Below are 20,989 nucleotides of genomic sequence, written 5' to 3' on the forward strand. Positions count from 1 at the left end.
AGTGAAGCCGCGACGCCCAAATTCCCCGACTACCAGCGGTTTCAATCAACGAAGCCGCTGCACTCTCATTTTCTCCGGCCTTAAATCCCCACACTTCCTCAGCGAAATTACAGTGGTAAGTACAATTAGCGCCCGGTGTTTTCGCTTTCTTAACAAATAAGCGCTCCAGACCACGCTTAGTTGAGAAAGTTCAGCGATTTTGCTTGCTTTCGGATTAGCACTCCGCATAATCGCAAACCGTAATAAAAATGATTATCAATATATTTCGTATCAGGGGATATCCATGCGTACTTCGCCTTTCAATCCCGGACTGAAACCGACGCTGCTTGCTGTTCTGGTCAGTGCCGGTTGTTTGCCAGTGATGGCTGCTACCACCAACACCACAACGTCTTCAACCGCGGCCAAAAACGAGCAGCAGACGCTGACCGTGACCGCGACGCCACAAGCTGATTTTAAATCCGGCGGCAACGATTTAGTCCCTGCGTTCCTTGACGGGCAAATCGCCCACGGCGGCCGCCTCGGCATGCTGGGTGAGCAGAATGCCATGGACGTGCCGTTTAACGTCATCGGCTTCACCTCGAAGATGATTCAGGACCAGCAGGCAAAAACCATCGCTGACGTTGTGCGTAATGACGCAGGCGTTCAGAATGTTAAAGGCTACGGTAACTTTGCCGAGGCTTATCGCATCCGTGGCTTCGAGCTGGATGGCGATGATATGACATACGGTGGCCTGGCAGGCGTGGTGCCGCGTCAGGTGATGGACGCTTCCCTGATTGATCGTGTCGAAATTTTCAAAGGCGCTAACAGCCTGGTCAACGGCGCGGCGTCATCTGGCGTTGGTGGCATGATCAACCTTGAGCCGAAGCACGCGGAAGATACGCCGATCACCCGCGTTGGCGTGGATTACACCTCTTCTTCTCAGGTCGGCGGAACGCTGGATGTAGGTCGTCGTTTCGGTGATAACAACCAGTTTGGCGTACGTTTCAATGCAGTCCATCGCGAAGGTGAGACTGGCGTCGATGGCGAAAAGAAACGCACCACGGCAGCATCATTGGGCCTGGATTATCGTGGCGATCGTCTGCGCACCTCACTGGACGTGGGCTATCAGAAAAAGACCTATCATGATGCGCTGCAGGGCGTGAAATTCGGCGACTTCATTCCAGAAGTTCCCTCCAATTCGCATAACTACAGCCAGAAATGGGTGTATAGCGATATGGAATCCGAATTCGGAATGGCGAAAGCGGAATACGATATCACCGATAGCTGGACGGCCTATGCCGGACTGGGTGCACAGCACGCCCATGAAACCGGTAACTATGGTTCGCCAACGGTTACCGACACCAATGGTGATGGCACTATCAGCAGCTTCTACTCCAACCGCATTCAGGACAACATGAGCGGTATGGTGGGTCTGCGCGGTGATTTCCACACCGGTTTCGTCAGTCATAAAGTCAATGTGGGCTATTCAGCATTAACCACTAATGCCAAAAACGCCTACAACATGTCGCTGGTCGGCACGCCGTTCAACATTTACAACAGCGGCGATGTCGCAGAGCCGGCAGCAACCTTCGCCGGTGGTAAATTCTCAGATCCGCTGACGACAGCTCGCACACGTACGCAAGGTTATCTGCTGAGTGACACGTTAGGCGTGTTTGACGATACGCTGCTGTTCACCGTGGGTGCGCGCCATCAGAAAGTGGTAGTGCGTAATTATGCTTACGGCACTGGCGCGGAAGATGTTGCGTCTCGCTATACCAACGATCGCTGGATGCCAACGTATGGCGTGGTTTATAAACCATGGAAAGAAGTTTCCTTCTACGCGAACCATACTGAAGCCTTGCAGCCAGGCAGCGTGGCACCTAACACCGCGACCAACTACGGCAGCGTGACCGGTGTTGCCCACTCTAAGCAAAACGAAATCGGTGTCAAAACCGACTTTGGCCGCGTGGGTGGATCGTTAGGTCTGTTTGAAATTAAGAAACCATCAGGCCTGTTAAACAGCGATGGTGCTTATGTGATGGATGGCGAGCAGCGTCACCGTGGGCTGGAAGCCAATGTCTTTGGTGAGCCGGTTCTGGGTCTGCGTCTGAATGCCAGTGCAACCTGGATCGATCCAGTGATGACCAAAACCTCCGGCGGCACCTATGATGACAAACAGGCGATTGGTGTGCCTCGTTACAATTATGTGCTGGGTGCAGAGTATGACATCAAACCGATTGATGGTCTGACCGCCACCGCGATGTTGAATCATACGGGCTCGCAGTACGCTAACTCCGCGAATACCTTGAAGCTGGATAGCTACACCACGCTGGACTTGGGTGTGCGTTACCGCATGAAGGTCAGCCAGAACGATCTGGTCTGGCGCGTGGGTGTGGATAACGTGACCAATGAGAAGTACTGGGCCAACGTTGATGGCACCGGCACCTATCTGGCGCAGGGCGATCCTCGCACCTTGAAAGTCTCCATGAGCTACGATTTCTAATCCGCGCTTAACAGGGACGCCATCGCGTCCCTGTTGTCATTTTATACTGAAATAATTCTGTACCTTGCCACGCATTCCATTACACTCAGTGCGGCAATCCCGCGCATAAAAGTCCTTTGTTATTGAGTCAACATGAGTTCACCCGCGCCACCTGACGATCACGATGAGCCTTTACGACAATCTCTGGATGATGCGCACTTCGCTATTGTGGTACTTGCAGTGACCTCTGTTACCCTTATAATCTTCGTCCTGATGGTGACGTTATGGATGAGCTAAGGTCAGCAACAGTTCATGGAAGCCTGCAAGGAGATGTCGATGGAAGCCCGAGATGACAAACTGATCGCCATAATTGGCCTGCTCTCCGCCTGTTTAATCGGCGTGGTGTTCCTGTTCACCATGACATGGCTGACCGATGTGCGCCATCCCGTCGATCCCGCGCTTGATGTTCAAACCTGTCCGCCAAAAGTTCATCCGACACAACACTCTTAACTCTGCTTTTCCCGGTTATGCCATTTAATTTGCTGACTGCGCAGCTCTAACGCCAGCGCTTCATGCAGCGTACGATTGCCATTGGGATCGCCCAGGCCAAAAAGCGCGCCGGGTGAACGCCGATCGTCTGCCCAGGCCGGATATTCCACCACCGGATAGAGCGAAATCCCTTCCAGCGCCACCCCTTCGTCTAATGCCAATATGGCTTCTTCCGTGACATGCCGTAACCAGGATGCGCGAGCGTCACCCTCCGCACCGGTCTCTGCCAGCAGTAATGGACGTTGATAGCGCTGCCAGCATTGCAGCATCAGGCGATGCAGCGGTTGATAAGTCGCGTGTTCAGCAGGGATGGTGTCGCCGGAAAAGAACCAGTGGTTATCGGGATAGTAATTTAAGCCGAGGATATCGAGGAAATCTTCACGTCCGCCCAGTTCTGGCGCATCACGCCCGGCAATCCAGTCCCAGGCTTCAAACTGTGCCTGATGCTGCGCATCAGCATAGGGCTTGCTGTCGGGATTGTCAGGATCGGTGGCGATTTGCACCAGCGGATCGGTGAGCACAAAGCGCGCATCAGGATACACCTCACGAATCGCATGCATCGCCGCCAGGGAAGCGCGCACTAACTGACGTTTTAGCTCGCGACCGCGCTCGCTGGCATAGGGATCGAGCCAGGAAACATCCGCTCCCGCCCATGACCAGAACGAGATTTGGTTTATCGGAGTGAAAAAAGGGTGTTCGACGCCTTCATCACGCATCAGTTGCGCCATGGCACGTGCGAAACGCTCAAAATGATCGACAAAGGCGCTGCGCCAGATATCGAGATGTTCCGGATAGCCAAAATGCGCTAATTCCCAGATGATCTGCATATCGTGGCGCGCGGCGGCATGAATCATCGGTAAAAAGCTGCGCCAGTCATATTCGTCTGGCCTGGCTTCGATAAGATGCCAGCGTGCGCCGTCCCGGGCAGTGTGTAACCCTTCCCGCGCCAGTGCGGCGTAATCTTTCTCCAGTAACATGTCGTGACCGCTACTGATCACCATATCCATACGACGACCGCCGCTGCGACAGGCGGTAGAGCAGGGGAAGCTACCCTGGAAGAAACTGCGGAAAAGCTGCGGGTGATGGCGCGGGGATTGCTGAGTCATCATCCTCTCCTCACGGTAAACGTCGGGTGCAGAACGCACGCCTAAGTCTAGACTGTAAACTAAAGACGCGTTAGCGAGCGGTAGCAGATGTCTCTGATTGCCATTCGATGCGGTAAGACCAACAATAATAGATCCAGTGAATTCAGGGATTCGGTATGAGTGAAGCAGCATCCGTTCAGCAGCCGCCAACGGGCGAAGGGTTACGAGAGATTGTTGATGCACGTTGTGCGCAGCATCCCGAGATGAGTGGTATCCATCCCCTCAACGATGGTTTGGACGCCTTTGCCGCGCGCTATCTGCTGATGGGCATGGCGCAACACACCATTGATGTGCAGTACTACATCTGGCACAACGACATGTCTGGCCGTTTGTTGTTCAGCGCACTGCTGGATGCCGCCGAACGGGGCGTCAAAGTTCGCTTGCTGCTGGATGACAACAATACGCCGGGCCTGGATGACACGCTGGCCGAACTCGATCGCCATCCCAATATTGCGGTGCGTTTATTCAATCCTTTTTCCTTTCGCACCCTGCGCGCACTCGGATACCTGACTGATTTCGCTCGCCTTAATCGACGTATGCACAACAAGAGCCTGACGGTGGATGAGGCGGTGACGCTGGTTGGCGGGCGCAATATCGGCGACGAATATTTCGGAACGGGTGATGAGCCGCTGTTCACCGATTTGGATGTGCTAGCCATTGGACCCGTGGTGCAACAAGTGGCGCACGATTTTGAGCGCTACTGGCACAGCAAGGCAGTATCGCCTCTACGCGCGGTGGTGGATCGCTCAGGCGATGCCCATCAGGCGGTGCGTTTACCGGCTGAGTGGCAGCAGAGTGAAGCCGTTCAGCGCTATCTGGCACGGCTGGAACACTCATCCTTTGTCAGTCAAATGGAGCAGGGATCGATGCAGATGACGTGGGCCGAATCGCGTCTGTTGAGTGACGATCCGCGTAAGGGATTGGGTAAAGCAAAACGTTCCAGCCTGCTGCCGCAGCGTATGCTGGAGGTGATCGGCACGCCCCAACAGCAGTTCGATATCATCTCGGCGTATTTCGTGCCCACGCGCGCCGGGGTGGCCCAGCTGGTGGCGCTCAAGCGGCGGGGGGTAAAAATCGCGATACTCACCAATTCACTGGCGGCCAACGATGTATCAGTGGTGCACGCAGGCTACGCACGCTGGCGCAAAAAGCTGCTGCGTCATGGTATTGCGCTGTATGAGATGAAACCACAGGACAATGCTAAAGATGCGCCACACGACCGAGGCTTAACCGGTAATTCAGGTTCAAGTTTACATGCCAAAACCTTTACCGTGGACAACCGGAAAGTGTTTATCGGCTCCTTCAATTTTGATCCACGCTCTGCGGTGCTTAACACCGAAATGGGACTGGTGATTGAGAGTGAAACCCTGGCGCAGCAAACTCATCAGCGTTTTATTGCCGGGATGCGCGATCACGCCTGGACACTGCGACTGGACAATTGGGGGCGTGTAAACTGGGTCGAATATGCCGGGGAGTCAGGTGAAGTGGTACACAAGCATGAGCCGCAGTGTACCTGGATACAAAGACTGCTGGTGCGATTGGTGTGGCGCTTACCGGTGGAGTGGTTACTGTAGCCGCAATTTATCCTGATTCACTGTCGCGACGCACAAACTCACGCCGCGACAGTGCACACTTTACGCCTTTTGCGGCGTTTGACGTTGTGGCTTACCTGAGAACAGGAAACGCAGTAGCGGAATGCGCAGATGGATTTCGTACAGAGCAAAGGCGATACCAAACACCATTAGCAGACCCACAAAGAAGCCCAGCGTGTTGCTGCTAATGTGCGGGGTGACGTAAATGCCATACAGAATGGTCAGCGGATGGTGCACCAGGTAGATAAACAGTGAGGCATTCACTAAGTACATGATGCGCGGTGAATGGCTGTTCAGCAGCTTGTGGCCAAAGCTAAAGCAGACATTCAGCATACACAGCCCCATTAAGGTTGAAATCACCTCATCAATTTCATACAACCAGCCATCGCCGCTGCTGTAACGCTGATTCAGGCTGTAAGCGATAAACACCGCAATGGCACCAAAGCACATCACCGGGTTGAAGCGCACAAACAAGGCTTTCAGCGCCTGATGTTTCCATGCCAGCGCACCGAGCATAAAGAACGGCAGGAACGTCAGGGTTTGCATCACGGCCACGCTAAACAGACCATCGGCGAACACATTCGGCACGGCATAAAACAGCGCGCGGCGGAACAGGCACCAGACCAATGCATAAGCCAGAAACGCCAGCGTCAGTTTTCCCCAGCCAACTTGCTGATAATCAATTTTCCGCTTCTGGGTGCGCAGCCAGCGGAAAGTCAGCATGCCGAGTGCGGTCAGAATCACTAAAACCAGTAAAAACCACAGGTGAGAAATCAGTTCCCACGCCAGCGTATTGTACTTTTCATACAGAGAAAAGCTGTCCCAATTACCCACTTTGTCGGTCAGATTTTTTAGCATAAAAAACTGCGGCAGGGTAATGAGCGGAATCGCCGTCAACAGCGGGATTCCCACGCGCTCCATGCGGACCTTCAGCCAGCGCTGTGGTTGATAGCGCAGGTAAAGCATGTAGGAAAAATAACCGGAAATGACAAAGAACACCTGCATGCGGAAGGCGTGGATGAAGTCATTCAAAACGGTTAACCACATCGAGGCATCGTGGCTATTCACGGCCCAACGCTGCGTGGAGTAGATCAACGAGACGTGAAAAGGCACGCCTAATAACATTAAATACGCTCGAATGGAGTCGAGAAAATATTCGCGTTCGGGTTTTGCTGAACTCATAAGCTTCCAATTTGTCAGTTTACTTGCCGGTTTCGCCCTGAAACCGGATTATGCTGGTTTAAAATTCTACCGCCTGTAAACAGCGTATACTATCAGGTGATTCTGTATCTTAACCTGAAGGGTTTAATTATCTGAAAAGCACACTTTCAGCTTACAAATCAGCGCAACAATCTTGTGCATAAGCTGTCGGAATACCGAATAATCCTTTAAGATAAACGGGTTTGATCTGTGCACACGAAAGGGGGGGATGTGCTAAATAAAGTGAATAAAAAAGTAGGACTGGTAAAAATGCGCTGGGTAGGCGCGGCAGTTCTGCTGGCGTTGTACGCCAACAATAGCTGGGCGTTCAACATTGATGATGTTGCAAAACAAGCCAAGGCGCTGGCAGGGAAAGGTTACGAAGCGCCGAAGAGCAATTTACCCTCTCAGTTTCGTGATATGAAATTTGCGGATTATCAGCAGATCCAGTTTAACCACGATAAAGCTTACTGGGGCAAACTGCGTACGCCGTTTAAGCTCGAGTTCTATCATCAGGGCATGTATTTCGATACGCCGGTGAAAATTAATGAAGTCACCGCCTCGTCGGTACGTGAAATCAAATATAACCCTGACTATTTCAACTTCGGCAACGTGAAACACGATGCTGATTCCGTCAAAAACCTCGGGTTTGCCGGATTCAAAGTACTGTATCCTTTAAATAAAAAGGGTAAAGACGACGAAATCTCCAGCTTCCTGGGTGCCAGCTATTTCCGCGTAATTGGCGAAGGCCAGGTTTATGGTCTGTCAGCTCGTGGGTTAGCGATTGATACCGCACTGCCATCAGGTGAAGAGTTCCCGCGCTTTAAAGAGTTCTGGATTGAACGTCCAAAACCTCAGGACAAGCAGCTGGTGATCTACGCACTGCTGGATTCACCACGTGCGTCCGGTGCTTATCGCTTCATTATCAAGCCGGGCAAAGAGTCGACGGTGGATGTGCAGTCCAAGGTTTACCTGCGTGATAACGTCGGCAAACTGGGTGTGGCGCCACTGACCAGCATGTTCCTGTTTGGGGCTAACCAGCCTTCACCGGTGACTAATTTCCGTAATGAGCTGCACGACTCAAACGGATTGTCGATTCATGCTGGCAACGGTGAATGGATCTGGCGTCCGCTGAACAACCCGAAACATCTGGCGGTGAGCACGTTCACCGTGGAAAACCCTAAAGGGTTCGGTTTGCTGCAGCGTGGCCGTGATTTCAGCCATTATCAGGATCTCGACGATCGCTACGACCTACGTCCAAGCGGTTGGGTTGAGCCACAGGGCGACTGGGGTAAAGGTCGTGTCGAACTGGTCGAAATCCCGACAGCGGATGAAACCAACGACAACATCGTCGCCTTCTGGACGCCAGAGTCATTGCCTGAGCCGGGCAAAGAGATGAACTTCCAGTATCGTCTGCACTTCACGCGTGATGAAAACCAACTGCATCAGGACGATGTGGCATGGGTGAAAAACACGCTGCGTTCTGCGGGTGATGTGAAGCAGTCTAACCTGGTACGTCAGCCGGATGGCTCCATTGCCTTTACCATCGACTTCGTCGGTAAAGCGATGAGCAAATTGCCGGACAATACTCAGGTCGCGCCACAGGTCAGTGTGGGCAACAATGCCGACGTGGTTGAGCAGAGTGTACGCTACAACCCGGTGACCAAAGGCTGGCGTCTGGTACTGCGTCTGCGCGTGAAAGATAACAAGCAGCCGACCGAAATGCGTGCGGCGCTGGTAAGCGGCGACAAGACATTGACGGAAACCTGGAGCTATCAGCTACCTGCCAATGAATAATTCGACTTATTTACCTCAATCTTACGTGGAGGCCCTGCCGCTTGATGCGGCGGGGCGCGCTCGTCTGAGTGATTCGTTACAGAATGCACAGGCGTTCCACGCTATTCATACGGCGCTGGGGCAAGATGTTGCCGCCAGCGATCGCCCGGATGATGCACCGTTAAAATCGGTGTCATCACGTGTGCAGATGGCCTGGCCGGATTCACTGGCTGATGGTCAACAACTCAGTAAAGACTACCTCGATCGCACCACGCTGAAGGCGATGCCTAAAGTGAAGCGATCGTTGATGTTCCCTGAGATCTGGCGCACCAACCCTATCGCGCGTGCATGGGATTCCGTGCGTGGAAAAAAATCCACGCCGCGCTATGCCACAGCGGAAGAGCAAAAGACCGAAGACAAGTGGCGTCATGTCGGTTCCATGCGTCGTTATGTGCTGCTGATTCTGACGATTTTGCAGACGGTGGTGGCGACCTGGTACATGAAAACCATTCTGCCGTATCAGGGATGGACACTGCTCGATCCAATCGAGTTGTTTAACCAGAACTGGCTGCAGTCGGTGGAGCTGGTCCTGCCGTACATTTTGCAAACCGGAATTCTATTCCTGTTTGCGATTCTGTTCTGTTGGGTGTCCGCAGGCTTCTGGACCGCGTTGATGGGCTTCCTGCAGTTGCTGATTGGTCGCGACAAATACAGCATTTCGTATTCGACCACCGGCGATGAACCGCTTAACCCGGAACACCGTACCGCGTTGATCATGCCGATCTGTAACGAAGACGTTGAACGCGTATTCGCCGGTCTGCGTGCGACCTGGGAATCGGTGCAGCGCACTGGTAACGCGGAGCATTTCGATGTCTATATCCTGAGCGACAGCTACGATGCCGATATCGCCATCGCCGAGCAGAAAGCCTGGATGGAGCTGGTACGTGATGTCGGAGGAGCAGGCAAGATCTTCTATCGTCGCCGTCGCCGTCGTGTGAAGCGTAAAAGCGGTAACATCGATGACTTCTGCCGTCGCTGGGGTAGTAATTACAGCTACATGGTAGTGCTGGATGCCGATAGCGTGATGAGCGGTGAGTGTCTTACCGGTCTGGTGCGCATGATGGAAGCCAATCCGAACGCCGGTATCATCCAGTCTTCGCCAAAAGCATCAGGCATGGACACGCTGTATGCACGTTGCCAGCAGTTCGCTACCCGCGTCTACGGCCCGTTGTTTACCGCCGGTCTGCACTTCTGGCAGTTGGGTGAATCGCACTACTGGGGCCATAACGCCATCATTCGTGTTCAGCCCTTCATCGAGCACTGTGCGTTAGCTCCGCTGCCAGGCGAGGGCTCTTTTGCTGGTTCGATTCTGTCGCATGACTTCGTTGAAGCCGCATTGATGCGCCGCGCCGGTTGGGGTGTGTGGATCGCCTATGATCTGCCGGGCTCCTATGAAGAACTGCCGCCGAACCTGCTGGATGAACTGAAGCGTGACCGTCGCTGGTGCCACGGGAACCTGATGAACTTCCGCCTGTTCCTGGTGAAAGGCATGCACCCGGTTCACCGTGCGGTGTTCCTGACCGGCGTGATGTCTTATCTGTCAGCGCCGTTGTGGTTTATGTTCCTTGCCTTGTCCACGGCGTTGCAGGTGGTGCATACGCTGATGGAACCGACCTACTTCCTGCAACCACGCCAGCTCTTCCCGGTGTGGCCGCAGTGGCGTCCGGACCTGGCGATTGCGCTGTTCTCTACCACGTTGGTGCTGCTGTTCCTGCCTAAGCTGCTCAGTGTGGTGTTGATCTGGTTTAAAGGTGCGAAGCCATACGGCGGTGCTATTCGCCTGTTCTGCTCACTAATTCTGGAAATGCTGTTCTCGGTGCTGCTCGCACCGGTGCGTATGCTTTTCCACACCGTGTTCGTGGTCAGTGCCTTCCTGGGCTGGGAAGTGGTGTGGAATTCACCGCAGCGTGATGATGATGCGACACCGTGGAGTGAAGCCTTCCGTCGTCATGGTTCTCAGATGCTGTTAGGTATCGTTTGGGCGGGCGGTATGGGTCTGCTCGATCTGAACTTCCTGTGGTGGCTGTCACCGATTGTGTTCTCACTGATCCTGTCGCCATTTGTGTCGGTGATGTCGAGCCGTGCAACGGTGGGGCAGAAGAGTAAGAATGCGAAGCTGTTCCTGATCCCGGAAGAGTATGAACCGCCGAAAGAGCTGGTTGATACCGATCACTACCTGCAGTTGAACCGCGAGCGTGCGTTGAAGAATGGCTTTATGCATGCCTTGTTCAACCCTGCGTTTAACGCGCTGGCGACTGCTATGGCAACCTCGCGCCATAAGCAGAGTGCGTTGCTTGATCATGCTCGCGATCGCCGGGTCGACCAGGCACTGAGCGATGCGCCTGAGAAACTGAACCGCGAACAGCGTTTGCAGTTGATTAGCGATCCCGTGGTGCTGGCGCGCGTGCACTCACGCCTGTGGGAAAGTGCAGAGAAATATCATCAATGGGTGGAGAGTTATCAGAAATTGAAACTCAATCCTGAAGCGCTTCCACAGCGCTAACATTGAAAATCTAAAAGCGGCAGCGATGCCGCTTTTTTTTTTGCCAACATTCTGACTAACACAATCTTTACGCGCGCAGGAGTAGTTATTCCACCCGTTGCCCGGTTAAACTAACACCAGTTCATTGTGAGTAAATGTTGTGAATTATTTTCTAAAATTAACCGTGCTTTGCGCCGCCACGCTAGCGCTGAGTGGCTGCGGCAGCATTATCAGTCGCACCATTCCTGGGCAGGGACATGGCAGCCAGTATTACCCTGGCGTGCAATGGGATGTTCGTGACGGCCCCTGGCGTGTGCTGACCATCCTTGATCTGCCACTCTCGCTGGTAATGGATACGCTGTTGCTGCCCGTCGATGCCAGTCACGGCCCTTACGAATAACGCTTACGCCCATTTGTCCGATGGGCTATCGTCATCTTCCCATTCCTCTGCAGCAGCTTCACCCTCTTCGAGGTCGCGCGGTGGCTCCAGCTGGAATTCACCTTCATCCCATTCGTGCAGCGTGTTCTCTGACTGCCACTCCTGACGCAGCTCGACCTCATCAAAATCACCGTCAAATACCGCCTGAGCAGCTTCACCACTGCAGATCGGCAGGCATTCACCTTGCTCATCTTCACCGGCAAAGAACTCTGCCTGCCACATAATATCGCCATCCTGCATCACGTACTTTTGCAGCGAAAACTGGCTGACACTGGCATCGTCTTCATGCAGATCGGGCTGACTGGCCAGAAACTCTTCGCGAGCGGCGTCGATGGCTTCTTCAAGGGTGCTGTACAAGCTCATGATGAACTCCTTGTCTGTTGAAAATGGATTTCTCAGAAGAATAGACGAAAAATGAGAGTGTGCAGGACGGGAAGGGAATAACGGCGGGCGGATGAATAAAATTCAACCGCCCAAACCGTTTAAATCATCTTTTGCGGGAAATGTAGTACAGGACGTACTGACTCGCGAATAATAGGAGCAGAGTAACGAATGCAGCATTTAATACAGGGTTTCACCTTTTTGAAATTAATACGAGCAGTAGATAAAGCCTGATTTAAATTATAGAGCGTACCGATAAAAACCATATCCTCCTTAACGGGTAGGCGTTTACACTCTTTCCGATGCAAGAGGTGATATCCCTCTTGATCGGTACTGATTGTCACGTAGTAATAGATGCCTTTATTCATATTATAGGTTCCTGCGATATATTTGCTGTGTGTAATCTTTTTATATTTTTAGAAGGGCAGTTAATTGGCTAACTGTCACGGTTGAAATTAACTGGAATCGATTTCGCTAACAAATTCCAGAAAGGAATAAGGATAGTACTTCTTCTATAGAAACAGAATATGCGGGGGGCGGACTCAGACAAAACCTTGTTAAGTAAGTTAATTTTACTGGATTGATAAGCGAAGCCAAAGCATTCAGCAAAATTAAATAGGAAAAGGCCTGGAATGCGTGGGAATTAGATCCGTGAGGGGATGTTTCCATGGATAAAGCTTTTTTATACGGTTGAACGTAAATTCAATAAGATGCGCAGTTTAGTGTTCACATTTCGTTAACAAAGATTAAGATTCTGCATTTCTACAGGTTATTCTACCTTGCGGATAAAGCTTAACCTGGACCGGTTAATGATATCAGCATGAATTCAGACTGGTCCGAATTTACTAAAATTGACAGAGTAACATCGTGAAATAACACAAATTAACTCAGGAAAGGGTGGAGCACGTACTGTGCTCCACATCACATTAATACAGTGATGGTTGACCTTCAGGGCGGGTTTTAAATCGGCGGTGCAACCACATGTACTGCTCTGGTGCCAGCAGGACGGTCTCTTCTACCACTTTATTCATCACGATAGCGGTATCCATTTCATTCTCGAGCGAGAACTTATGGCGAATGTCAGGCATCATTTTGAGCTCATAGCCACGTCCGTTGGGCAGGCGGCGTGCGAGAAAGGGGATCACGCTGGGATTGCCCAAACGAATCAGCATATGCGTGCCCGTGGTGGTCGCGGCATCCTGTACGGCAAAGAAGGGGGCAAACACACTGCTGCGTGGGCCGTAGTCATGATCGGGCGCGTACCAGATGATATCGTTGTTCTTCATGGCGCGAATCATGCCCTTAAGATCTTTACGATCCAGCATGCTCTTATTTGAGCGCATCCGCCCCCAGGTTTGCAGCCAGTCGATGAGTTTATTGTCATTCGGGCGGTAAACACCAATGCCGGGATTATGCATGCCAAATACGCGAGCGCCCAACTCTAGCGTTAGAAAATGCATGCCAATCAGAAGAATACCGCGTTTTTCCGCCAGCGCATGGCTGACATGCTCGAGCCCGGAAGTCGCAACCCATTTCTGAATGCGCCAGTCAGGCCAAAACCACGCCATACCGGTTTCAATCAACCCCATGCCAACCGATTCAAAGTTGTGCTTCACCATGGCTTCACGTTCGCTGGTGGGCATATCTGGAAAACAGAGTTCCAGGTTACGCTGTGCCACTTCCACACGACGTTTCAGGAAACGCATCGCTATGCGGCCCAATCCACAGCCAACTGCATGCAACACCGGGTAAGGAAGCAGCACCAGCAGATAAAGAAATCCAATACCCATCCAGGTTAGCCAGTAGCGAGGATGAAGAAGTTCACGGGAAAATTGGGGAAGTTGAGTCATTGAAATGTCAGTATCCTGCGTCTTATGCCAGAGAGTCCGGTTTCTGTTATTTGCCGTGATTATGCCATTTTTTCGAGCTGACTGAAATCAAGCATAGCCTGCCGCTGCGTCTCGGGCAGTGGGTTTGCGCATTTATCTACAATTGTGGCGGAGAATTGCGCCTGTAATCACGACGTTCAGGATTATCCGACCAGGGGCTTTGCATCGAGCTGAATTCAGGTATCATGTGCGCGCTAAATTTCTCTGATTGCTAACAGGATCGAACACCATGCCAGTGTTACATAACCTTGTTTCCAATAAAGAGCTGAAAGATCGCATGCTGGCTGAAAGCGAGCCGCGTACCACAGTCTCTTTTTATAAGTACTTCCAGATTGCCGACCCGAAAGCCTTCCGTGATGCCCTCTACGTTGCGCTAACAAAGCTCAAGGTATTTGGACGCGTTTACGTGGCTAAAGAGGGGATCAATGCGCAAATCAGCGTCCCTGCCAGTCAATACGAAGCCATGAAAACCGCGCTGTATGCGTTTGATCCGGCGTTAAATCATCTGCGTATGAACATTGCGCTGGATGATGATGGCAAATCATTCTGGGTACTGCGTTTGAAAGTCCGCGAGCGTATCGTGGCGGATGGCATTGAAGATGAAAGCTTTGATGCCAGCGATGTCGGTGCGTATTTGAAAGCTGCAGACGTCAATGCGATGCTCGACGATCCCGATGCGGTGTTTGTCGACATGCGTAACCATTACGAATTCGAAGTGGGCCATTTCGATCAGGCGATGGAAGTCCCCGCCGATACCTTCCGCGATCAGCTGCCGATGGCGGTGGATATGCTGCAGGAGCATAAAGACAAAAAGATTGTCATGTACTGCACCGGTGGGATTCGCTGTGAAAAAGCCAGCGCCTGGATGAAACACAAAGGCTTCAATGATGTTTATCACATTGAAGGCGGCATCATTGAGTACACCCGACGTGCGCGTGAGCAGGGTTTACCGGTGCGTTTTAAAGGCAAAAACTTTGTCTTTGATGAACGTATGGGCGAGCGTATCTCTGACGATATTCTCTCCAGCTGCCATCAGTGCGGCGTGCCGTGCGACAGTCACACCAACTGCGTCAATGACGGTTGCCATCTGCTGTTCATTCAGTGCCCAAGCTGTGCGGAGAAATATCAAAACTGCTGCAGCCCGCTGTGTATGGAAGAGGCGACGTTAACACCGGAAGAGCAGCGTTCACGCCGCGCAGGCCGTGAAAACGGTAATAAGGTGTTCAACAAGTCGCGCGGTTTACTCAATATGACCATGGCGATCCCCGCGCCAGAGAAGAAGTAAACCGCATCCAGCCTGAGGCCGCATGACCTCAGGCTGGTTTTGCCTTACTGCCGCACGCCTTCCACTGAAATAATCAGCTCAGCTTTCTGCGATGCCGGTCCAAGATCTTTAGTGATATTGAACTCCTTCAACACGATCTCACCGTTAGCTTCAAATCCGGCACGATAACCGCCCCAGGGATCCTTGCCTTCGCCCAGCAGTCGTGCATCCAGCGTGATGGGTTTAGTCACGCCATTGAGCGTCAGGTCACCCGTAATCTTGTACTCTTTGCCCTCTTTTTTGACTGCGGTTGAGGCAAAAGTGGCTTGTGGGAACTTGGCGGTGTTAAGGAAATCCGCACTGCGAATATGCTTGTCACGTTCGGCATGATTGGTATCGAGGCTGGCAGTGTTCAGGGTCACGTTAACCTTATCAGCTGCTGGGTTCGCTTCGTCAAAAGTAAAAGTGCCGTCAAAGTCTTTGAACGTCCCGTACAGCCAGCTATAACCGAGGTGCTGAATGCGAAACTGTACAAAGGCGTGCTGGCCTTCTTTATCAAATTTGTAGTCTGCAGCGCTGGCCAGCAAACTGGTGCCTAACAGGCTGGCGGCGCTCAGTGTCAGTAACGTCTTCTTTAGCATATTATTTTTCCTTTTCAGAGGTTAACGGGATGCGGTAACCCAACATCCTTTTTAGTGTCACGTCTCGATCAACAAAATGGTGTTTCAGTGCTGCCAGTCCGTGCAGAGCGGAAAACAACACCAATCCCCAGGCGAGCCACAAATGCAGATCGCCGGCCAAATCGGCCTGTTCACCGGCTCCACTCACCAGGGCTGGTACTTCGAACCAACCAAAAACAGAGATAGCTTTGCCATCGGCGGTGGAAATCAGGTAGCCGCTAATCAGGAGCAGGAGTAACACGCCATACAACAGCCCATGTGCAACGGTGGCGGAACGGCGGATCAAAGGTGAGTAATTAGACAAAGGAGCCGGTGGGGGAGAGATGACACGCCAGCCCAGACGCAGCAGTAAGGTGGCAAATAGCAGGATGCCAATGCCTTTATGGATTTCAGGCGCGCTGTGATACCAGCCATCGTAATATCCCAACCCGACCATCCACAAACCCAGTGCGAACATGCCGTAAATAGCCAGCGCCATCAGCCAGTGCAACATAATGGTCAGTAGCCCGAAATGTTGTTTGGAATTACGCCACATAAGAATGAGCCAATATCTTGAAATAGGTGGCAATAATCATCCATATTTTGAAATATAAAAGCAATCGAGCTTACCTTTCTATAAAGTTAAAAAAGATATTCGGAAATCGTGCGTTTATATCGGCAATTAAGTCAATAATATTGACCATGAAGGAGCTGAATGGAGGGAAATAAAATTAGATTGAATATTGCTACACCTAATGCGGCAATCTTCAGCATTCAACGTCAGGAAATAACGATTATTGTCAGCTTGAGTCAATATCGCTGGCACACTGAGTGCGCCAGCGTGATCACATTAAGCAAATCGCGAAAGTGAAAATGGCTTAAGGTCGAAGGAGAAGGGTTTATCCTGGGCAAATTCACTGGCGAGTTCGCCTAATACGCTGGCAAACTTAAATCCGTGGCCACTCAAACCCGTAATGATCAAGCGATTGGGTTCGCCAGGCAGGGTATCAATAATGAAGTCTTCGTCAGGTGTGTTGTCATAGCTGCAGGCCTCACCGTGTAAGCAAACGCCCACACCCGGTAAGAACTGACGCAGGAAACTGAAGGCTTCACTACCATCCGCAGCGATACTGCCGAAAGGTTTACGATCTTCGGGTTTGTGCATCAGTTGCCCGCCATCATGACGTCCGACTTTCAAAGCATTGTTGTCCGCGGGAAAACCATAAAAGTGGCTGCCATCAGGCATCTCCACCGTGAAACCCGGAAATTGGTTGTTCTCGCTGTAACGTCCGTCCGCCTGATACCAGGCGAAGACTTTACGCACCGGTTGTACCGGCAAATCTTTGACCAGTTCACTCACCCAGGTGCCGGCGCTGACCAATAATTTGCGCGCGCGGAACACGCCATCATGCGTGGTAACCTGCTGCAAGTCGCCATCGCGCGCAATCTCAGTAACCGGGCAATTAAACAATTGCGCGCAGCCCGCCTGTTCAGCCAGCTGTATCCAACTGCGTACCGCTTGCTCACATTTGAGGAAGCCGGAGTGTGGCTCGAATACGCCAATGTAGCCGTCGGGCACGGAGATCTGCGGCCAGCGCTTACGCACTTCATCTGCCTGCAGGATTTTGACGTCCAGCTGGTAAGCTTTGGCGCTATCGATAACATTCTGGATGAATGAGGAGGTGAGTGGGGCGAGGTTGAGTATGCCGCTTCGATGCATGATGCGTTCACCGCCCTGACGTTCCAGTTCATCCCACAAGGTTTGTGCGCGCAGCACCAGCGGGACATAGCGTTCACCCTCGCCGTAGGCATGGCGGATCAGGCGGGTTTCACCGTGATGAGTACCATGGCTGTGCGGAGGATGCGCACTATCAATCATCAATACTGATAAGCCAGCCTGGGTTGCGTAAAACCCGGCGGCGGCACCGACCGAACCGCTGCCCACCACAATCAGATCATAAACCATAACCACATCACTCCTGCCAAACGACGAAATTTTTCAACAGCATACCAAAAGAGCGCGCTCATGAAAAAGGCACCCTATTGGGTGCCCTTTCACGCGAAGATAAGAAATTAGTGCTTTTGATTATCGCGTAGGTATTGCTCTGTGGATTCAATCTTTGCAATGCCAGCTTCGAGTATGGAGATGAACTGTCTGGCTACATCGGTAGTCAGCCAGTAGGTGGGACCCACGTCAGCTTCTTCTTCTTTCTGATCCTGCGATGAGAGCGAGTGCAGGCGGATCATCATGGCGTCATAACTGTCTACAGTACTGATATCCCATCCAACCAGCGGATGAGTCTGAATGACGTCTTTATTTCTGTCCATTATAACCTCCATATTACCCGTTAAACGAAGTGCTTCTTGAGGTTCAATGCGGCTTTTCTTGCACTAGCGGAACAATTATAACATGAAACAGGCGGTACAATAGTTAAAACGTGTGGCGATTAAAAAGAGAACGGTAATAAATGCCTTCAGAATGCGACTTATGTCGAATAATAAAGTGCCCGCAGCTTCGGGCATTTATTCGATAATCGTGACAGCGGATACACCTTAGTTATCGGCGGCGTTAAGAGAAAACTTTACGCCGCCGCGATCGATAAAAAAGGGCAAGCTTCAGGCCTGTGCTTCCGGAGGAACCTGACCATTACGCCGCTGAATCTCTTCCGCCAGCCGGGTAAAATGCTGCTGTAACTGTATGTCATGGTTCTGGTTTTGCGCTTCGAGGAACAGATTATGCACCAGTAACTGACTGGCGCGATCGTCAAGACAGAACGTCAAACTGGCAAAGGCATTCTCAATTACCGTTAAACGTCGCTGCTGTTCAGCAATCAATGCCAGCAATTCACCGAAGGTCATCGCCTCTTCTGGTTTTTCAGTAGTCATGTAAAACACCTCCTGTCAGCATGACGAGGCAAGAATAGGGGATCGTTAAACATGAGTCTAGATGCAGCGACTTTATCTGGCGAGAGAGAAATAAAAACAAAAAAACCGGGTGGCGAAACCCGGCAAAAACGGCACAGTGGCAGTTAATCAGTAATAAACCAGTCGTCTGCGCTTTCCCACGTTTCTTGTAAAATATCGCTAATGCGTTCGCGTGACTCTTTGCAGCCACCAAATACGCTCAATTGATTACCGCCCGCATAACGGACTTTGACATGGTGATTATCTTCGGGAAAATCACGGGAAATACGACGGGTGAGTTCGGCACTCAGTGCATCCAGTGCACCTGCGGGAAGGGGCTGAGTTTTCGCTACGGTAATTTCAACACGCATAAAAGCCTCCGGGATAATATACTGGTTATTTGTACAGTATAATTATCCCAAAGGCAAGCCGGGTAATATTATTCTTGAATACGCCAGTTCAGAGTCTCGCCGGCAAGGAACGGAACCAGCGTGTCATCGGCCACATTAATGGTGTCCTGTACTGTCCATGACTCGCGAATCAGCGTCAGCGTGCCTTCATTCAGTGGCAGGCCGTAGAAGGTAGGGCCGTTTTCTGAACAGAACGCTTCAAAATGTTCCAGCGCATTCAACTCTTCGAATACCGTGGCATAGGCGGGCAGCGAGGTCGGTGCGTTAAACACGCCAGCACACCCGCAGCTTGCTTCTTTGAGATGACGCAGATGCGGTGCCGTGTCCGTGCCGAGGAACACGCGACGATTGCCGCTCGCCACCAGGGCGCGCAGCGCTTCCTGATGAATATTGCGTTTCAGGATGGGCAGGCAATAGAGATGAGGACGAACGCCGCCCACCAGCATGTGGTTACGGTTAAACATCAAATGCTGTGGTGTAATGGTGGCACCCAACAGGTCGTTGCCCGCAGCCAGATATTCTGCCGCTTCTTTAGTGGTGATGTGTTCCATTACCACTTTTAGGGCAGGGAAGCGCTGACGCAGCGGTTCCAGCACGGTTTCGATAAAGCGTGCTTCACGGTCAAAGATATCGATGTGCGAATCCGTGACTTCACCGTGTACCAGCATCGGCATGCCGATCTGCTGCATACGATCCAGCACGCTGGCAATGGAGTCAATATTGGTGACGCCGTGGCTGGAGTTGGTGGTGGCATGCGCGGGATAGAGTTTTGCTGCCGTGAAGGTCCCGTCGCGGAATCCACGCTCAATTTCATCCGCAGCTAATGAATCGGTGAGGTAGCAGGTCATCAGTGGCGTAAAAGCGTGTTCAGCGGGCAGCGCAGCCATAATGCGCTCGCGATAGGCAATGGCGGCCTCGACGCTGGTCACCGGTGGAACCAGGTTTGGCATGACAATCGCACGACCATTGACCGCACTGGTATAAGGCAGAACTGCATTGAGCATTGCGCCATCGCGCAGATGGATATGCCAATCGTCAGGGCGGCGAATCGTGATTTGCTGGGGTTGGGCTGTCATTCAAAAAGGCTCCGGCTGTGAAAAAACGAATGGGCACGTTTAGGCCGGGGAGTAATCATAAGGGTGCGAGCAACCGTTTGCACGGGATTTTATTGCGGCAAACAAAAACCGCACCCGAAGGTGCGGTGATGGCGGTTAATCCGTAAACGGAATCACCAATTGACCCGGCTTCACTTCAATGCCTTTAGCAAATTTCTTCGCCAGCGCTTCGCCTTTGCTGCGATCTTCGCTCAGCACATAGGCGGGCTTCTCATTGAAGTAGCGTTTGAGTGATTCATTCAGATAAGGCGTCAGCGTTTTCATGATGGACGCCATCTTTTCTGGCTGAACCTGCGCATCGACAATTTCAATATCATGCAGATAAATCGCGCCTTCCTGAGCATTGAAAATCGGCTGCGCTTTCATCTTCAGCTGCATTTCCGCCTGCTGCGGGCCAAACAGCGAACTGACATTAATGTTCGCTTTGCCGGACAGAGTAATCTTGCCGGGTTCCTCACGACCAATCTGGCTGTTGAGATCGCTCAGCACAATATGTGCATTGACCAACCCGGACACGCCGATGTCTTTTTCGAAGTTATTACGCTTCTGCAGCGCCTGATTCACTTCCTGTTCGCTGATGGTGTATTGCGTCAATTGGTTACAGCCGCTCAATAGCACGGCTAAAAACAGGGCCAGCAGCCCAGACATCGCCTTTTTCATAGT

At 51.9% G+C, this 20,989-nt stretch carries 21 protein-coding genes; 8 read left to right on the forward strand and 13 right to left on the reverse strand.

Going from position 1 to position 20,989, the window contains the following annotated elements; genetic code table 11:
- Positions 1–283 precede the first annotated feature (283 nt).
- From ACXI0A_RS09280 to ACXI0A_RS09290, 3 genes are all read left to right on the forward strand, one after another.
- Positions 284–2,482: a TonB-dependent siderophore receptor gene (locus ACXI0A_RS09280; protein ID WP_476149240.1), complete on the forward strand. Its 2,199-nt coding sequence runs from the start codon at positions 284–286 to the stop codon at positions 2,480–2,482.
- A 132-nt stretch (positions 2,483–2,614) separates the two neighbouring features.
- On the forward strand, positions 2,615–2,758 hold the full coding sequence (locus tag ACXI0A_RS09285; protein WP_166931877.1) for a hypothetical protein: 144 nt from the start codon (positions 2,615–2,617) through the stop codon (positions 2,756–2,758).
- 39 nt (positions 2,759–2,797) lie between these two features.
- Entirely contained in the window at positions 2,798–2,971 is a 174-nt protein-coding gene (locus ACXI0A_RS09290; RefSeq protein WP_224929315.1) for a hypothetical protein, read from the forward strand.
- On the opposite strand, the gene ACXI0A_RS09295 is transcribed toward ACXI0A_RS09290, so the two are convergent.
- Positions 2,968–4,116: a glycoside hydrolase family protein gene (locus ACXI0A_RS09295; RefSeq protein WP_476151097.1), complete on the reverse strand. Its 1,149-nt coding sequence runs from the start codon at positions 4,114–4,116 to the stop codon at positions 2,968–2,970. The genes ACXI0A_RS09290 and ACXI0A_RS09295 overlap by 4 nt on opposite strands.
- A gap of 155 nt (positions 4,117–4,271) precedes the next feature.
- Between ACXI0A_RS09295 and ACXI0A_RS09300 the strand changes: the two genes are divergently transcribed.
- Complete coding sequence (locus ACXI0A_RS09300; RefSeq protein WP_476149238.1) at positions 4,272–5,729, forward strand: phospholipase D-like domain-containing protein; 1,458 nt, start codon at positions 4,272–4,274, stop codon at positions 5,727–5,729.
- A gap of 60 nt (positions 5,730–5,789) precedes the next feature.
- On the opposite strand, the gene mdoC is transcribed toward ACXI0A_RS09300, so the two are convergent.
- Entirely contained in the window at positions 5,790–6,929 is a 1,140-nt protein-coding gene (gene mdoC / locus ACXI0A_RS09305) for a glucans biosynthesis protein MdoC (RefSeq protein WP_476149236.1), read from the reverse strand.
- 279 nt (positions 6,930–7,208) lie between these two features.
- Between mdoC and ACXI0A_RS09310 the strand changes: the two genes are divergently transcribed.
- From ACXI0A_RS09310 to ACXI0A_RS09320, 3 genes are all read left to right on the forward strand, one after another.
- On the forward strand, positions 7,209–8,744 hold the full coding sequence (locus ACXI0A_RS09310) for a glucan biosynthesis protein G (protein ID WP_224930296.1): 1,536 nt from the start codon (positions 7,209–7,211) through the stop codon (positions 8,742–8,744).
- A complete protein-coding gene (gene mdoH / locus ACXI0A_RS09315) occupies positions 8,737–11,286 on the forward strand; it encodes a glucans biosynthesis glucosyltransferase MdoH (protein WP_476149234.1) in 2,550 nt (849 codons plus the stop codon). Before ACXI0A_RS09310 ends, mdoH begins: the two co-directional genes overlap by 8 nt.
- 139 nt (positions 11,287–11,425) lie before the next feature.
- Positions 11,426–11,665 carry a YceK/YidQ family lipoprotein gene (locus ACXI0A_RS09320; protein WP_476149233.1) on the forward strand — a complete coding sequence of 80 codons (240 nt, stop codon included), beginning with the start codon at positions 11,426–11,428 and terminating at the stop codon, positions 11,663–11,665.
- 3 nt (positions 11,666–11,668) lie between these two features.
- Here ACXI0A_RS09320 and ACXI0A_RS09325 read toward each other — a convergent pair whose 3' ends face one another.
- From ACXI0A_RS09325 to ACXI0A_RS09335, 3 genes are all read right to left on the reverse strand, one after another.
- A complete protein-coding gene (locus tag ACXI0A_RS09325; protein WP_200571221.1) occupies positions 11,669–12,067 on the reverse strand; it encodes a MysB family protein in 399 nt (132 codons plus the stop codon).
- A gap of 119 nt (positions 12,068–12,186) precedes the next feature.
- Entirely contained in the window at positions 12,187–12,453 is a 267-nt protein-coding gene (locus ACXI0A_RS09330) for a hypothetical protein (protein WP_034820172.1), read from the reverse strand.
- 558 nt (positions 12,454–13,011) lie between these two features.
- Positions 13,012–13,935 carry a Kdo(2)-lipid IV(A) acyltransferase gene (locus tag ACXI0A_RS09335; protein ID WP_224929302.1) on the reverse strand — a complete coding sequence of 308 codons (924 nt, stop codon included), beginning with the start codon at positions 13,933–13,935 and terminating at the stop codon, positions 13,012–13,014.
- 268 nt (positions 13,936–14,203) lie between these two features.
- On the opposite strand from ACXI0A_RS09335, the gene trhO reads away from it, so the two are divergent.
- Positions 14,204–15,259, forward strand: coding sequence for an oxygen-dependent tRNA uridine(34) hydroxylase TrhO (trhO, locus tag ACXI0A_RS09340; protein WP_224929299.1), 1,056 nt, complete (start codon positions 14,204–14,206; stop codon positions 15,257–15,259).
- Between the two features lie 44 nt (positions 15,260–15,303).
- Here trhO and ACXI0A_RS09345 read toward each other — a convergent pair whose 3' ends face one another.
- The 8 genes from ACXI0A_RS09345 to ACXI0A_RS09380 form a co-directional block, all read right to left on the reverse strand.
- Positions 15,304–15,879 carry a YceI family protein gene (locus ACXI0A_RS09345; RefSeq protein WP_337023201.1) on the reverse strand — a complete coding sequence of 192 codons (576 nt, stop codon included), beginning with the start codon at positions 15,877–15,879 and terminating at the stop codon, positions 15,304–15,306.
- A 1-nt stretch (position 15,880) separates the two neighbouring features.
- The gene (locus tag ACXI0A_RS09350; protein WP_476149229.1) at positions 15,881–16,453 is read right to left on the reverse strand and encodes a cytochrome b/b6 domain-containing protein; all 573 of its coding nucleotides are present in this window, start codon (positions 16,451–16,453) and stop codon (positions 15,881–15,883) included.
- A 294-nt stretch (positions 16,454–16,747) separates the two neighbouring features.
- Positions 16,748–17,863, reverse strand: coding sequence for an N-methyl-L-tryptophan oxidase (gene solA, locus ACXI0A_RS09355; protein WP_476149227.1), 1,116 nt, complete (start codon positions 17,861–17,863; stop codon positions 16,748–16,750).
- A 107-nt stretch (positions 17,864–17,970) separates the two neighbouring features.
- On the reverse strand, positions 17,971–18,225 hold the full coding sequence (gene bssS / locus ACXI0A_RS09360; protein WP_013508627.1) for a biofilm formation regulator BssS: 255 nt from the start codon (positions 18,223–18,225) through the stop codon (positions 17,971–17,973).
- Between the two features lie 288 nt (positions 18,226–18,513).
- A complete protein-coding gene (locus ACXI0A_RS09365) occupies positions 18,514–18,783 on the reverse strand; it encodes a hypothetical protein (RefSeq protein WP_476149225.1) in 270 nt (89 codons plus the stop codon).
- A 143-nt stretch (positions 18,784–18,926) separates the two neighbouring features.
- A complete protein-coding gene (gene dinI, locus ACXI0A_RS09370; RefSeq protein ID WP_200571235.1) occupies positions 18,927–19,172 on the reverse strand; it encodes a DNA damage-inducible protein I in 246 nt (81 codons plus the stop codon).
- 68 nt (positions 19,173–19,240) lie between these two features.
- Complete coding sequence (gene pyrC / locus ACXI0A_RS09375) at positions 19,241–20,287, reverse strand: dihydroorotase (RefSeq protein ID WP_476149222.1); 1,047 nt, start codon at positions 20,285–20,287, stop codon at positions 19,241–19,243.
- Between the two features lie 135 nt (positions 20,288–20,422).
- Positions 20,423–20,986, reverse strand: a complete 564-nt coding sequence (locus ACXI0A_RS09380; protein ID WP_034820132.1) for a lipoprotein — start codon at positions 20,984–20,986, stop codon at positions 20,423–20,425.
- Between the last annotated feature and the right edge of the window lie 3 nt (positions 20,987–20,989).

The organism is Pantoea sp. C1E2 (assembly GCF_056491465.1).